This is a genomic window from Acidocella aluminiidurans (assembly GCF_055383125.1).
On the sequence record NZ_AP031589.1, the window covers coordinates 1937743 to 1951322 of the forward strand.

Annotated in this window: 13 protein-coding genes; 3 read left to right on the forward strand and 10 right to left on the reverse strand. The window is 53.7% G+C overall.

Annotated elements, in window-relative coordinates:
* Positions 1-33: 33 nt before the first annotated feature.
* From ACZ46S_RS09635 to ACZ46S_RS09645, 3 genes are read right to left on the reverse strand one after another with little or no spacing between them, the layout of a single operon-like run.
* Positions 34-1230 (reverse strand): M24 family metallopeptidase, encoded by a 1197-nt coding sequence (locus ACZ46S_RS09635; protein ID WP_464061538.1) that lies wholly within the window; start codon positions 1228-1230, stop codon positions 34-36.
* A gap of 28 nt (positions 1231-1258) precedes the next feature.
* On the reverse strand, positions 1259-2602 hold the full coding sequence (locus ACZ46S_RS09640) for an MFS transporter (protein ID WP_464061539.1): 1344 nt from the start codon (positions 2600-2602) through the stop codon (positions 1259-1261).
* Positions 2603-2636: 34 nt separating this feature from the next.
* Complete coding sequence (locus tag ACZ46S_RS09645; RefSeq protein WP_464061540.1) at positions 2637-3644, reverse strand: NAD(P)-dependent oxidoreductase; 1008 nt, start codon at positions 3642-3644, stop codon at positions 2637-2639.
* Between the two features lie 166 nt (positions 3645-3810).
* On the opposite strand from ACZ46S_RS09645, the gene ACZ46S_RS09650 reads away from it, so the two are divergent.
* Entirely contained in the window at positions 3811-4005 is a 195-nt protein-coding gene (locus tag ACZ46S_RS09650) for a helix-turn-helix domain-containing protein (protein WP_464061541.1), read from the forward strand.
* 23 nt (positions 4006-4028) lie between these two features.
* Positions 4029-4739 carry a LysR substrate-binding domain-containing protein gene (locus tag ACZ46S_RS09655; RefSeq protein ID WP_464064278.1) on the forward strand — a complete coding sequence of 237 codons (711 nt, stop codon included), beginning with the start codon at positions 4029-4031 and terminating at the stop codon, positions 4737-4739.
* A 13-nt stretch (positions 4740-4752) separates the two neighbouring features.
* Here ACZ46S_RS09655 and ACZ46S_RS09660 read toward each other — a convergent pair whose 3' ends face one another.
* From ACZ46S_RS09660 to ACZ46S_RS09685, 6 genes are all read right to left on the reverse strand, one after another.
* Complete coding sequence (locus ACZ46S_RS09660; RefSeq protein ID WP_464061542.1) at positions 4753-5958, reverse strand: MFS transporter; 1206 nt, start codon at positions 5956-5958, stop codon at positions 4753-4755.
* Positions 5959-6083: 125 nt separating this feature from the next.
* Complete coding sequence (locus tag ACZ46S_RS09665) at positions 6084-6773, reverse strand: TetR/AcrR family transcriptional regulator (protein ID WP_464061543.1); 690 nt, start codon at positions 6771-6773, stop codon at positions 6084-6086.
* 46 nt (positions 6774-6819) lie between these two features.
* Positions 6820-7944 carry an iron-containing alcohol dehydrogenase gene (locus ACZ46S_RS09670; RefSeq protein ID WP_464061544.1) on the reverse strand — a complete coding sequence of 375 codons (1125 nt, stop codon included), beginning with the start codon at positions 7942-7944 and terminating at the stop codon, positions 6820-6822.
* Positions 7945-7954: 10 nt separating this feature from the next.
* Entirely contained in the window at positions 7955-8158 is a 204-nt protein-coding gene (locus ACZ46S_RS09675; protein WP_464061545.1) for a hypothetical protein, read from the reverse strand.
* Between the two features lie 4 nt (positions 8159-8162).
* Positions 8163-9746: a phytoene desaturase family protein gene (locus tag ACZ46S_RS09680; protein ID WP_464061546.1), complete on the reverse strand. Its 1584-nt coding sequence runs from the start codon at positions 9744-9746 to the stop codon at positions 8163-8165.
* 60 nt (positions 9747-9806) lie between these two features.
* Positions 9807-11339 carry an aldehyde dehydrogenase gene (locus ACZ46S_RS09685; protein WP_464061547.1) on the reverse strand — a complete coding sequence of 511 codons (1533 nt, stop codon included), beginning with the start codon at positions 11337-11339 and terminating at the stop codon, positions 9807-9809.
* A gap of 80 nt (positions 11340-11419) precedes the next feature.
* Here ACZ46S_RS09685 and ACZ46S_RS09690 point away from each other — a divergent pair, with 80 nt between their 5' ends.
* Positions 11420-12436 (forward strand): amidohydrolase family protein, encoded by a 1017-nt coding sequence (locus tag ACZ46S_RS09690; RefSeq protein WP_464061548.1) that lies wholly within the window; start codon positions 11420-11422, stop codon positions 12434-12436.
* Positions 12437-12628: 192 nt separating this feature from the next.
* On the opposite strand, the gene ACZ46S_RS09695 is transcribed toward ACZ46S_RS09690, so the two are convergent.
* The gene (locus ACZ46S_RS09695; protein WP_464061549.1) at positions 12629-13567 is read right to left on the reverse strand and encodes a SphA family protein; all 939 of its coding nucleotides are present in this window, start codon (positions 13565-13567) and stop codon (positions 12629-12631) included.
* Positions 13568-13580 lie beyond the last annotated feature (13 nt).

Consider the following 13580-nt stretch of genomic DNA (forward strand, 5'->3'; position numbering starts at 1 on the left):
TCATGGTAATCGTCTGGTTTTAGAGGCGAGCGATCAGAGAAGCTCAAACAGTTTTTTTTCGGTTTTGTGCAAACACTCGCTGACCCCGATCTCCGTCACGAAATAATTATCGCAAATCACTGCAAACATCGACTTTGTTTCGTAACCAGGATGCACTGCCAAACACATAGATTCCGCCAAATTCATGGTCTCATCTTGGCGAATCAAGGGCCGCTCTACCATATCGTACCCCTGACCATGCGCGTATAAACGCGCTTCTGGCGGCAATCCGTTGGATCTCATATAGTGGTTATGAGCCTCGAAGATGCTTGAACAAGAGGCTCCTGGCCGGATCAGTGAGAGCGTGTGAGCCTGCGCTTGCTTGACGGCCTCAAACCCTTCAAGCAGTTCGTTCGAAGCGCGCCCGAGCACTATCGTACGTGCGATTTCCGTATAGAATCCGCCTGGACCATTAATCTCGATCAATATCGAGATATGATCGTTTTTTTCTAAAGTCCGCCCCTGCAGATGGCTGCCCATGAAGACTGAGCGCATTCCTATCGGTGCGGAAGCGCCAAGTACTATACCTTGTTCGCTGCCACCTTGGCGCCCGACATTTTGCGCCAAGGCCGCCAGATCAGTATCCCGAAGCCCTGGTCTGATTTGTTTTAAAACCCGCGCAAACACATCATCTTGCAAAGCGGCAGCAGCGCGAATCATCACCTGTTCTTCATGACTTTTTACTGCCTTGACCGTATCTACCGCATCGGTAGAATCATGGAATTGCACTGCATCTTTGCTAATGCCACGCAAGGCTTTGACAAATCCGTGCGCCATTCCTCCTTCGCCCACCATGCCGACATTTCGTACTCCGTGCCGGTGTAGTTCGGCTGCAACCAATCCACCTTCATAACCTGACGTATAGTCAATCGAGAGGAAGGACGGCACCCCGATTAATTCTTTAACTCCACGATGAATCGGTTCATCGGACGCCAAAGTTCGTCGCAGCTCGAACGCTCCCATCTCCACTATTGTCATCGGCTCGTCTTGATAGAAAATAACGCTACGCGGATAGCCATTCTGCGCAGGAATATCGGTAAGCCACTTCACATAGCCTCCAAGCCAATCATTGTTGCTCTGAAAGACAAGGGCATCAAGATTTTCCGCTCGCATCAATTTGCGAAGCATTGCCCAGCGGCGTTCCAATTCTGTGATGGAGATCGGATGAAGGGATCTATCGGATGTCATCATTATTCACTCTTATTGTTTAGATAAAGCTTTAGCTTCGCATTGCATTATGCTGTGAATCCAGGATGGAATCTCCCGCCATGTTCTGCGCGTCGATACCATAAACATGAAAGCGCTTTTCCGTTTGCTCGGGAAACATCATGGTAAAGGCAAACAAAGAACCCAGCAGTAAAACCAATCCACCAAGCCCAAACGCGAGAGAAAAGCCGTAACGCTGGGCCTCCGGAAACCGCCCAACGATCCAACCATTTGCATAACTCGAGAAGAAAGCCGCGATAGATGTAGCCGCAATAATAACCACGATCAGCCGGTCTCGCTGCGCAGGCGGCGCTACGGCGGAGAGGATCACAGGGCCAAAAATAGTCGTGACGCTAGGCACCGAGAAGGCCGCGGCCAGAAGGACAGTCTGTTCCCAACCTACAGGCAAGATGACTGCTGCGACCAAAGCCAAGCCGCTAACCAACATGGCCAAGCCAGAACTTATGCCCAAGCAAGCCCGCGAGCTCCAGCCACGCAGGCGCATTGCCTGCGTGCACCACCCGCTAGCAAGCAAAAGCGGCGACTGTACAACATATATAGCTGAGATGATCCAACCAGCTTGCATCGGCGCATAGCCCAGGCCCAGGCGAAGGAATGGCGGCAACCAGACCGCTGCCATACCGATGACCCAGTAACTGCAGAGCGTCATTAGCAAAACGCCAAGGACCGTCCGATCCAACCATAGCACTCTGAAAGGAAGCTTGAAGCCAGCCACCGCAGGCGACACAGGACGATGCATAAACGGTCCATCCTTGGCGATTGCTGTATAAAGCAGCATCCAAACGAAGCTCAACAGACCGCAGAGCAAGAAGCTCGATCGCCAGCCAAATTTTATAACAAAAAATGACAACAGCGGCCCACCAATGAGGAATCCGGCGCTTATTCCCTGCAAAATTATTGAAGACGGTATGTTACGATGCGCGACAGGAAACCATTCAAAAGCCGCCGTCATTGCAGTGGCCAAGGCCGCACCTTCACCAATGCCAAGCAACATGCGGCAGGCAATGATGACGGCGAGCGAGTGGGTAAACGCCGTGGGCAACTGGCTAACCGTCCAAATCGCGGCAAGAGCCAAAAGTATTGTTTTGCTGCGGTACCTTCCCACGAAAAAGCTGCCTATGATCGTACCACCGACAGTAAAGAAGATAAAGAAGACCGCTCCAATCAAGCCAAACTGCTTTGGCGTGATGCCAAACTCCTGCATCATCGGTACGCCCGAGACGCCAAACGCCAATTTGTCAAAGAAGTTTAGCGTTTGAAATACGAATAGAAGCAATACGATTGCATAAGCCCTAACAGGAGCCCGTCCTAGAGGGTTTTGTTGCTGGACAGTCATTTTTTCTTCTCCATTTTTGTTTTATCTTTTTAAATTAAGTCAATTCTCTGCTCCTCCAATGCGCCAGCACATTAGGATTCTTTACATAAATTACAGGCTGCCAGGAGGACGCATTAACCAGACTATTCCAAGCGGTCTCCAGTATCGTCTGGTTTGTTTCGGCTGTGTGACCAACCATGTGTGGCGTGAGCATTACATTGGGCAATTCACGCAACGGGCTCTCCTCTGGCAGCGGTTCAACCTCGAACGTATCGAGCGCAGCATAACCAATGCGCTGTTCTTTCAGCGCAACCGCTAGAGCAGCTTCATCAACCAGCCCACCGCGAGCAGTGTTCACTAAAATTGCCTCGGGGCGAATCAAAGCAAGACGCTCCGCATTCAAAATATGCTTAGTTTGCTCGTTGAGACTACAATTCAGACTTATTATATCACTATCTTTCAGAAGCTCTTCGAGCGTTACGGCTTTTATGTTGAGCTTTTCCAGATTTGGATTGGCGCGATGCACATAGGCTTGCATCTCCACCCCCCAGGGCATCAGCCGCGCCGCCATTTCTTGAGCGATCTTGCCAAACCCTACAAAGCCAAGTTTTTTACGATACAGCGCGCGTGCGTTTAAAGGCGAAGGTCGAGGGAGATTGTCGCGCAAAATACGTCTCGTCTCATCAAGACGGTATAGGGCGGCAAGAACAAGAAGAATCGTAGATTCCGCCATGCAGGTATAATTCATCTGCGTCTGCCCGTTGCCCACGAGAATATTACGCGCAGTCGCGGCTTCGATATCGAATCCCTCGGTGCCGGTCACCGCCGACAACAAAACACGCAAACGCGGCATTAGATCAAGAATGTCCGCTGTAAAAGGTGTATTTCCTAGACACAAAATCGCATCAATTATGGTATAGTCTGATACCGAAGATTGGAATTCATTTTGAGATTTGTAGATTATAACTCGAAATCCTGCATTTAGGCAGCGCGCAGCCACTTCCGAAAACTCATAGCTTAGGAACTTGTTCTCGATTATAGCGACGGTAAACTGGTCAGACATTTTATTTCCCCATCGGAAATGCGGGCTTGCCCGCACCTAAAGCTTACGCAAGTAGCTCGACCACCAGCTTTGCTGGTGGAATTTTTCCTCTTTATGTTTATCCGGGCATTTAACGAATGAAATATCTTCTGCACAAATAATAAAACTGTGGTATGGTATCAGCAAAATGATAACTCCAGACGCCAGCCTCCTGTCGATATTTCACGCTATCGTTGAGCAAGGCTCTTTGAGTCGCGCCGCGTTGCATCTTAATATCTCGCAACCGGCATTATCGATGAAGATCTCCCAACTTGAGCATCAACTTGGGGTGCCTTTGCTTGAACGTGGTGCGCGGGGGTTACCCCAACCCATTACGGTTTAATTCTTAACCATTATTCGAAAACCATTGAGACTACGCGCCGGCGGGCGGCTGTTGAGCTCAACGCGCGAAGCGAAGGTAGCAGCGGAGAACTAATGATCGGTGCTTCGCCTATCGCCTTGGCCAGACTCATTCCACAGGCAATGAAGTCACTCATCGAGGAAGCCGGGATTTTGCGCGCCACTATTTTGGAAGGGCCCGATGATAAATTAGACGAGATGCTGCTCCAACATGAAATAGATGTGGTCGTTGGCGTTGTGGGATTGCAAGCCCCTTCCAATGACATTCGAGAGGTCAAGCTGAAGCGAGACCAACTCTGTATAGTATTTAAACCTTGTCAAAGCCTCAATCACTTCAATGCGACTGAACTATTAAATCTAAAGGAATATCCTTGGGCGATACCGATGCCGGGTTCGCTATTCCGGAAGCAGGTTGATGCTATTTTTATAGCTTCAGGAGTGCCAATCCCCTGCAACGCTATACGCTGCGATTCTTTTTTTGCGGTGAGGCAGCTTTGTATGGCCGGCAACATTTTCGGGATATTGCCAGATAAAGCGATCCAAACAGAGATCAATGCTGGAGAGTTGACGGCGGTCCCCATTGACGGACCGGCGACCACTCGCTGGATCGGTTACCGCGTGCGCCGTGACGAGCATATTCTGCCTCTGGCGGCGCGTTTCATCGAAATTCTTGAAACTTCTTCACTAAGAAAAGAAGATATTTCAATATCTGTGTAGAAGATCCCAGCCTCTAAGCAGCGATTTTCCGAGGCCGATTCATTTTACTTGTGGCACAAACAGCCACCGCGACACCAATCGCCAAAGCATAGATCGCTAATTTATACGAGCCTGTATGACTGAACGATAATCCCATAACCAGTGGCCCAAGCGAAGAGCCGGCCATAAACACAAAAAACAGATACCCGTAAATCTCCCCAAAGGCACGGCGACCAAAATATAAGCCCGTGAGAAAAGCGATCATATCCACTTCTGCACCTAGACCAAGCCCTACCAAGAAAGATCCCAAAAGTGCAAGACTGAGAGTGTGACACACGGAGATGATCATAATGCCGCATAACGGCAACAAAAAAAATCCGCTTACGACCAGCTTTGCCGGCAACCGATCAAGCAAAAATCCGGAGGTAAGGCGGCCAATGATCAATGCAATACCGCCTACGCTAATCGCACGCGAAGCTAACTCGGGTGAAACTCCCCGATCTATCATCATCGGAACCACATGTGTAAAAATACCTGAAGATGCCAATGCAACAAAGAAAACTGCGATTACCATTTGCCAAAAAACACTTTGCCGCAGCGCTTCATTCAATGAATATCCCGAAATGGGTTTGTCTTCGGAAACGGCTGTATCACGCTCCTGCACAAGAAAAATGACCGCCGGAAGAGCGATGACCAACAATAGGCCGGCAAGTACAAAATAAGCTGTACGCCAACCATACACGGCAATGGCATAGGCCGTCAGGGCTGGCAGTAGCAGTACACCTAAACCGACGCCTGTCATCGTAACTCCTAAAGCCAGGCCGCGTTTTTTCTTAAAAGAGCTTGCGACGGCTTTGGCATACGGTAGAGGGCTTTGTCCCGCGGCAAAAATGCCAGCTAGCGCATAGCCGAGTATATAGACCACGGCCGACTCAGAGGTCAGCCCGATAGCTATCAGAGATGATGCGAACAGCAAGATTGAGAGTACACAAACCAGACGAACCCCAAACCTGTCGATTAGGCGTCCCACAATCGGCGTACATACCGCAGTGCATGCCAAACTAACCGTCAATGCCAAGGAAATGACGCCCCGTCCGCACCCAAGCTCCTGGGCGACGGGCTTCACAAATAGGCCAAAGGTAAATTGTAGGACGGGACCAGTGCTGATGATGAGACTAATGGTCGATCCGACAACCACAGACCACGAGCCAAACCCTCTTTCGGTTTCTGCGCGATTCATTATTTTTCCTTAAAACGGACGCTTCCCGAAAACGCTTACGCATCTTTTCTAGATCCAGCTAGGCGGATCGTATTACAATACGGTTGTACCGTTTTTCGGTTTTTTGGTCAAGAATTTTGCTTCCTTTAGCGCGGCGCCGACCCGTCATGCATAAGCATGAAATCGACGCGGGCCATGACTTTTTCAACCTCTTGCCGCCCGACGCCGACTGCGCGCAAAATCATCGATATCGCCTCCTTACCTATATCGAGCGCATGCACGGGCGAGGCTAATTGTTCGCGGATCGCCACAGCGACAATGGCCAATAACATGGAAAGCGCCGGCTGCGTCAGGCTGATGTCAAACAGCCCCTGTTCGATACCAATCCGTACGTCTTTTTGAATCCCCTGGGATATTTGCTCCCTGAACTCGCCCAGCTCGGCCAAAGCATGAACGATCAATCCCCCCCAGCTTGGCGAGGATACGGCACGCTGAATGAATAATATCGTTGCCATGGCCACACGTTCAACGCCATTGTCGATCGAGGAAATCGCCTCGTCGACTTCCCGCACCATGATCATCGCCATAGCGCCGCCAACCGCGTCGAGCAGTTCTTTTTTGTCTCGAAAATGATAATAAAAGCTGCCATTTGAAAGGCCCGCACGCTGCGCGATCTCTAAAATCGAAGTTCGCTCGATGCCTTTCTCGGACATGATTTCAATCGCCGTATCAAGAATGAGCGCGCGGGTTCGCCGCCGCTTCGGCTCCCCGCTGCAGGCGTCCTGAAAAAATTTTGCTCTTGAAGTCAGATCTTGGGCTAGCTGCTTGTCCGGCATTCTTTTCTGTTCCACGTAACGGGATCCAACTCATAGATCACCTCCGTCACACTTTCAAAGACTGGACCAGCATTTCAGCATATTCGGATGCAGAAAAATGATAGCGAGCAGTAAGGTTGAAAGGCGAAGCCTGCGCCATCGCGGCAAGGCTGGTGATATTCTGCGCCTTATACCCAAGTTCACCAAGTGTGGCCGGCAGACCCATGCCGTACATCAGCCGGGCTATCGCGGCGGATAGCGCCTCTCCCTCCTCCGCGCCCAGCACCCTGCCCAAAGCCGCGGCGCGCGTGGGCGCGTAATGGCCAATCCGATCAAGCGTGCAAACCAACCCAATCCCACTCAACAAGCCGTGATGAAATCCCTGATCACCGCAACTAATGGCGATGGCATGGGCAGGGCCAAGACCCATCCCGATCCCAACGCCCCCCGCATAGGCGGCCAGCAGCAACTCCTCACGAGCTTCGAGTGCCGCTCCATTCCGGACAGCGATGGGAAGCGACCTTACCGCCTTGGCTATGCCGTCCAGCAGAATTGAATCGGTTAACGTGGTTTCCTGGTTCGCAAGGTAACCTTCAATGCAATGGGAAATAGCGTCGATCCCGGTCGCGGCGGTCAGGTGCGCGGGAAGGGTAACAGTCAGCTCGGGATCGAGGATCGCGATATCCGGAACAATATGGCGGGAGCGCAAGCCAACGGAAGGGCGCAAGGCTTCCGGATGAATCCCGGCATCGGGCGAAGCCTCACTGCCGGTCCCGGCCGTGGTCGGCAGCACGAAGAGAGGCACCCCTTTTCGAAAAGGCTTCGGGTTTTCTTCAAAATACTCGGCAATATGGCCGCCATTGCCTGCCAGCAGCGCGATATACTTCGCCGTATCGATCACCGAGCCGCCGCCCAAGGCAATGACCGCGTCGCAGCCCCTGGCGTGAAACAAGCCGGCGCCTCTATCCGCATCGCTAAACAGCGGATTTTCAGTGACATCCGCCATAACGGCAACGGCGCCGAGCCCCTCCAACGCCCCCAAAATGCGGTCCACAATCCCCGCTGCGGCAACCCCACGATCACTCACCAATAGCGGCTTTCTTAGCTGCAGATTCGCAAGCTCGTCAGGCAGGCAGCGATGGCTACCATGGCCAATAACGGTAAGGGGCAATTTCAAGGTCAGCAAGGTCATCGCCTTCCTCCTATTTTCCGAACAACATCCTGAGCCCGCGCCAGATCAACCCCAAGCTGAGAAATTTCCTGCCTGCTTGCAACTCACGTGGCGATATCAGCCCCTTGAGCGGCATCGCCCCCATAATCGTGCCGCCGATCACGATTCCCTGCGTCGTCGCTTCAACGCTCGTGATCGTCATCAATTCCGTGCCATCCGGCGTAAACACTCTCATCGGCCTATCCAATCAGCTTATCGAAATTGATCTTGAGATCCTGGCATGCTTTGATGGCTGTGGCGCGGCCCGCTCCGCTGACACTTGAGACGTTGATGGCCGTGCCGGTGAGATAGAGATTACTGATACCGGGAATTTTTAATTTCGCCAGCTCTGGGTTTGGCCGGTGCCCGCCAATCTGATGCAGATATTCCCCACAACCACTTACATCGCCCTTCTGGAACATGTCCGAGTGACGCGAAACTTCGAGCGGCGTGTCAAACCGCCGTCCGATGATATTGGCATCCGTGATATTGGTAGTATACTCACGGTAGCGTTCCAGTAGCCAATCGGCAATCTCCCACTGGCGCTCATCCCAGGATGCGGCACCACCGCGCAGATCATAGGGACCAAAGCCATATACCGTGATCGCCGCCTTACCTTCTGGACATTGCGTTGGATCGAACTGGCACTGCATATGCGACGCTAGAATAGAGTCGGTTGAGTGCGGAGCCCACATATCGCCATATTTGTAGTTGTCGAAGACGCGGAGAAAGCGCTCCAATGTCGGTGGTGCATAATTGGCGAGGATAACCTGACCGGCCTCTGCCCCGGCTTTGTATTGCGGCGGCTCGTTAAGCGCTAAATGCTGCGGCATGATTGAAAATGCACCGGTCCGCACGCGGCGCGCGCGAGCCGCGACGTCGGGCGCCACGCCCTCCACCATATCGCCGATCAACCAGGGGTGAATCTGCCCGACCACCGCCACACGCGCCTTGATCTCCTCTCCACCGGCCAGCCGCACACCAGTTGCCCGGCCGGCCTCAACCATCACTTTTTCGACCTTTGTTTGCATTCGAAAATCGGCGCCATGATCCTTAAGGCAGCGGATCAGAGCGTCGACTAGAGCCCCGCTACCGCCCACCGGAATGCCGATGGGATACCGGTGCACCATGCCCGGCATTGTGTAGAGGATGAAGCCGGTTCCCATCTCTTCTGGCGCTGTCAATGTTTCCGCCGCGAATTTTAGAAGATGGATGATGAGCTTATCGCTCTCGAACCACTCACGGCAGATATCGAGCTTGCTCATCTGCAAGGCGCGGAAAATTTCCTGACCCTCTGGGCTTTGATCGAGCAGGGCGTAGAATGGACCTTGCTGTGGAGCAGGTGTAAACAGGCTCTGCGTGACCATGGGAATGATTTTCATGCCCATATGCGCGAAGCGGCGATATGCATCGGCGTCCTTAGGCGAAATCCTCGCAATATTCTCGCATGTCTTTTCGACATCCTGATAAGTGATAAGCGAGGTTCCATCCTCGAACATCGTCGAATAGATTCCCTCAGGGTACAGATATTTCAGGCCATATTTACCCTGCAGCTTTAGCTCGTCATTGGTGATGAGCGGATTGGCCTGAATATTGACATGCAGCGATGAGTGCAGGTCGAATTTAAAGCCTGGCGCGAGGATTTCCTTGGTTACAACCCCACCGCCGTACCAATCATTCCGTTCCAGCACGAGCACGCTGAGGCCGGCCTTGGCGAGATAAGCGGCCGTGGTTAGCCCATTATGACCGGAGCCAACCACCACGATATCATACAGCTTGGACATGGACTCTTTTCTCTTTCAGAGTAATTTTTATAGAGCTTTCGCGAATCTAGCGATCCCGGTTCAGATCGGATAATGCTGGTGCGGGTCCTCGATGCTGACCCACTGCAGTTCGGTAAATTCATGAATACCGGGAGCACCGCCAAAGCGGCCATAGCCGCTAGCCTTCATGCCACCCAACGGCATCTGAGCCTCATCGTTCACAGTTGGCCCGTTGATATGGCAACAACCGAAATCAAGCCGCTGTGCCATCTTCAGAGCCTCACCGACGTCACGTGTGAAAATGGCGGAACTCAGCCCATATTCTGTATCGTTGGCAACCCGGATGGCTTCCTCCGCATCCTTCACCCGCACGATGGTGGTAACTGGGCCAAAAGATTCCTCGTAATAAATCTCCATGCCCGGCTTCACATGGTCGAGCAGCGCCGCATCCATGAATGCGCCGTCGACCTCGCCACCGGCTAACAGCAGAGCGCCCTTGCTGACGGCGTCGTCAATCAAGGCCTTGACCCGCTGCGCCGATGCCGGCGAGACCAACGCGCCAAGCGCACCATCGCTCTTGAGCGGGTCTGCGGCAACCAAAGAGGCCGCCTTGCGAGCCAACTTGTCCGCGAACTCATCGGCAACCGCATGATCGATTACCACGCGTTCGGTCGACATGCAGATCTGGCCCTGATGCATGTAAGCACCAAACGCCGTCGCGGCCACCGCGGCATCGATATCGGCGTCCTTAAGCACGATGATCGGCGCCTTACCTCCCAGCTCCAGTAGAGCCGGTTTGAGATATTTGGCGCAGGTTGACGCGACGATGCTGCCAGTTCGGGTAGACCCCGTGAAGTTGACCCTGCGTACGGCTGGATGCGCGATCATGGCTTCAACGACCTCACCCGCATCGGCCGGCGCGTTCATAATCAGGTTCAAAACGCCCGGCGGCAACCCCGCCTCACGCATCAGATCCACTAGAAGATATTGCGTCGCGGGGCTGACCTCGGACGCTTTGAGAACCACCGTGTTGCCGCAGGCCAGCGCGGTACAGAAAGCACGCACCGCGAGAATGATGGGGGCATTCCAGGGCGCAATGGAGAGGACTACGCCTGCGGGGCGACGCAGCGCCATGGAGAACATCCCCGGCTTATTGCTGGGAATGACCTCCCCCTTGATCTGCGTGGTTAGGCCAGCGGACTCGCGCAACATACCAGCTGCGAGGCGGGCATTGAAACTGGCCCACGGTGCGGAAGCCCCTGTCTCAGCGATCATCAGGCTCCGAAAATCCTCTGCCCGCGTCTCGAGCATGGCGGCGGCAGCAAGAAGGATGTCGCGTCTGGCCACGGGCGCCATGGCCGACCAGGCTGGCAATGCGGCCGCACAAGACTCCACGGCGCGCAGAGCATCCGCGACGGATGCCGCCGCCCCTTGCGAAACCTCCTGGCCAGTCACCGGATTTTCGCGTTTGAACCAACCGCGTTCGCCGCTTGTATCAGCGTTATCGATAATCAAATGAGCTTGCATTGTTCCCTCAATTCTATTGGGCGCATCCGTCCAGATCGTGCCGCCTTCGTTTTTAAGAGTACTCTCAAAAACATTGGACAATGTCAACTCAAATGTTTAAAAGCGCCTGGCGCCGGATCTGACTGGTGGAAGCAAGAAAAATCTATTTAAATCAGGAGAAACTTTCGATGGCACGGGTCATTACTGTTGAAGAGGCCTTCGTTACGGCCGACATTGCCGCCGCGTGGAAACCAGTACTGCAAAGCGGAAAATGCGAAGCTGGTTTCAAGGCCATGGGAAATTCCATCCTCGCCGAAACCCCACAGAACGCCGCACTGCACAATCGGCTGCTCGATATCGGACAAGGCCGTATCGATCACATGGATAAAATCGGTGTTGACCTACAGGTTTTATCTCTAACCTCTCCAGGCGTGCAGGTCTTCGAACCCGACTTAGCGACCGCCCTGGCCCGCGACTCAAACGACGTTCTGGCCGAGGCCGTGAAACGCTTCCCGACCCGTTTCGCCGGGCTTGGCGCCGTGGCCCCGCAGGCTCCCGAAGCCGCGGCCAAGGAAGTGAGCCGGTTCAAATCTCTCGGGCTGTGCGGGGTCATCATTAATTCGCATACATTTGGCGAGTATCTTGATTTGCCGAAATTTGCGGTGCTGCTGGAAGCGCTGGAGGCAGCACAATTACCGGTCTATCTGCATCCACGCGAACCTTCCTCCGCAATGATCGAACCTTATCTCGATTACGGGCTGTATTTCGCCGGCTGGGGATTTGCCGCGGAAACCAGCCTCCATGCCATGCGCCTGATCATGTCCGGGACATTCGAGCGCTTTCCCAAACTTAAAATAATCCTTGGCCACATGGGCGAGGGCATTCCATTCTGGCTGCAGCGGATCGACAACCGCTATTTGCTACAGGTCAAAATTGGCGCCGTAAAAAAACTACCGCTACTGCCAAGCGAATATTTTCTCAACAATTTCTATATCACGACGGCTGGCGTCACCTCGATGCCGGCCCTGCGGCTATCGCTTGATGTACTCGGCGCGGAACGCATCATGTTTGCCGCCGACTATCCTTACGAGGACGACGCTGAAGCTGTCGCGTTCTTGCATGCGGCCACGCTGCGTGAGGACGAACGCCGGCTGATCGCGCATGCAAATGCCGAACGCATCTTTGGGCTGGCCGGTGCGGCTTAAGGCGCATCCATTGGTTTAGATCGGCAAGCCACGCGCGGCTTGCATTAACAATTCAACGCCAGGAACATATCCCGCGCGATATTGTTGGTGAAAAGCTTCCCCCCCCGCAGCGCCGGTTTTAGGGTCGGCGCTGCGGCCAATTGGCTCTCTATGTCAAACGAAGTTACTGCCGCCGCCCGCAGGCGTACCGGCTCACATCAGCGGCAAAAACACCCGGGCATAGATATTGGTGCCGCTCGCGCCGCCGTCATTGGCCATGACGGTATGCGTAAAATAGGCTGTCAACGCGAGCGGGCCGAAATTATAGCCCAACAGCAGGCCTGGCGCGAATTGTCCCGGCTCACCAAAGGTGCTGCCGGCTGGACCATATGACGTGCCGGTGTTGCTGTCGGGGGTGACTTGCTTGTCGTAAAAACCAACCACACCCGCTGTCCATTTTCCGACACTCTTCGTGGCGGTTAGGTCAAGGAACAATTGATTACCGGACATATAGTCGGTCGCGGTGTTTTTCGTATTGATGTGATACAGAAAATGCGCCGTCAGGTTGTAGCCGCCGCCAAGATAGCTGAGCGAGGCCTCAGGCTGGAACGTCCAGAAATGATCGCCGACATTGATCTGTGCCCCCTTATTATACTGACCTATCGGAAAATACACAGCGAAACCGAGATCAGCGAACAGCCCAGGCGCAAGCGTCCAGGAGAGGCTGATCGGCTCAATGCCCGGATTGCCGAATGCCGTACGCGAATATGTGCCCGCGGGATTCGGCGCCGGCATGTTGGAAACATTGAGATGGACCATCGGTACAACGACAAACGCCATCTCGCTGGCCCCCAAGAGGGTCCATGGCGTGGTCCATAACAGACGCGGCGCCGTGGCCAGCGCCGTGATCTTGGTGCTGTTGGCGTCGCTGCTGCCCGGTGAGGTCGCCTGCACCTCCGAAATGCTCGAGGTATCCTCAAACCATAAGCCAGGTGGTACATTCGTCCCCGACGGAATCCCGATCGACGATCCCGGCGCATAGACATTGCCCGCCCCTGGCTCACGCGCCTGCGCCGTGCAGGTCATTAGCGCCGGGGCCGAAGCTACGCCAACCAACAAAAAATTGCGGCGCGCTATCTTCCAAAACTTCATGTCATCCTCCTTA

What these genes read in the sequence shown, in the direction of transcription:
- ACZ46S_RS09680 (WP_464061546.1), bottom strand. Translation starts at nt 9,746, where the DNA reads ATGTCCAAGCTGTATGATATCGTGGTGGTTGGCTCCGGTCATAATGGG.
- ACZ46S_RS09660 (WP_464061542.1), bottom strand. Translation starts at nt 5,958, where the DNA reads ATGAATCGCGCAGAAACCGAAAGAGGGTTTGGCTCGTGGTCTGTGGTT.
- ACZ46S_RS09650 (WP_464061541.1), top strand. Translation starts at nt 3,811, where the DNA reads ATGATAACTCCAGACGCCAGCCTCCTGTCGATATTTCACGCTATCGTT.
- ACZ46S_RS09690 (WP_464061548.1), top strand. Translation starts at nt 11,420, where the DNA reads ATGGCACGGGTCATTACTGTTGAAGAGGCCTTCGTTACGGCCGACATT.
- ACZ46S_RS09645 (WP_464061540.1), bottom strand. Translation starts at nt 3,644, where the DNA reads ATGTCTGACCAGTTTACCGTCGCTATAATCGAGAACAAGTTCCTAAGC.
- ACZ46S_RS09635 (WP_464061538.1), bottom strand. Translation starts at nt 1,230, where the DNA reads ATGATGACATCCGATAGATCCCTTCATCCGATCTCCATCACAGAATTG.
- ACZ46S_RS09640 (WP_464061539.1), bottom strand. Translation starts at nt 2,602, where the DNA reads ATGACTGTCCAGCAACAAAACCCTCTAGGACGGGCTCCTGTTAGGGCT.
- ACZ46S_RS09675 (WP_464061545.1), bottom strand. Translation starts at nt 8,158, where the DNA reads ATGAGAGTGTTTACGCCGGATGGCACGGAATTGATGACGATCACGAGC.
- ACZ46S_RS09695 (WP_464061549.1), bottom strand. Translation starts at nt 13,567, where the DNA reads ATGAAGTTTTGGAAGATAGCGCGCCGCAATTTTTTGTTGGTTGGCGTA.
- ACZ46S_RS09670 (WP_464061544.1), bottom strand. Translation starts at nt 7,944, where the DNA reads ATGACCTTGCTGACCTTGAAATTGCCCCTTACCGTTATTGGCCATGGT.
- ACZ46S_RS09665 (WP_464061543.1), bottom strand. Translation starts at nt 6,773, where the DNA reads ATGCCGGACAAGCAGCTAGCCCAAGATCTGACTTCAAGAGCAAAATTT.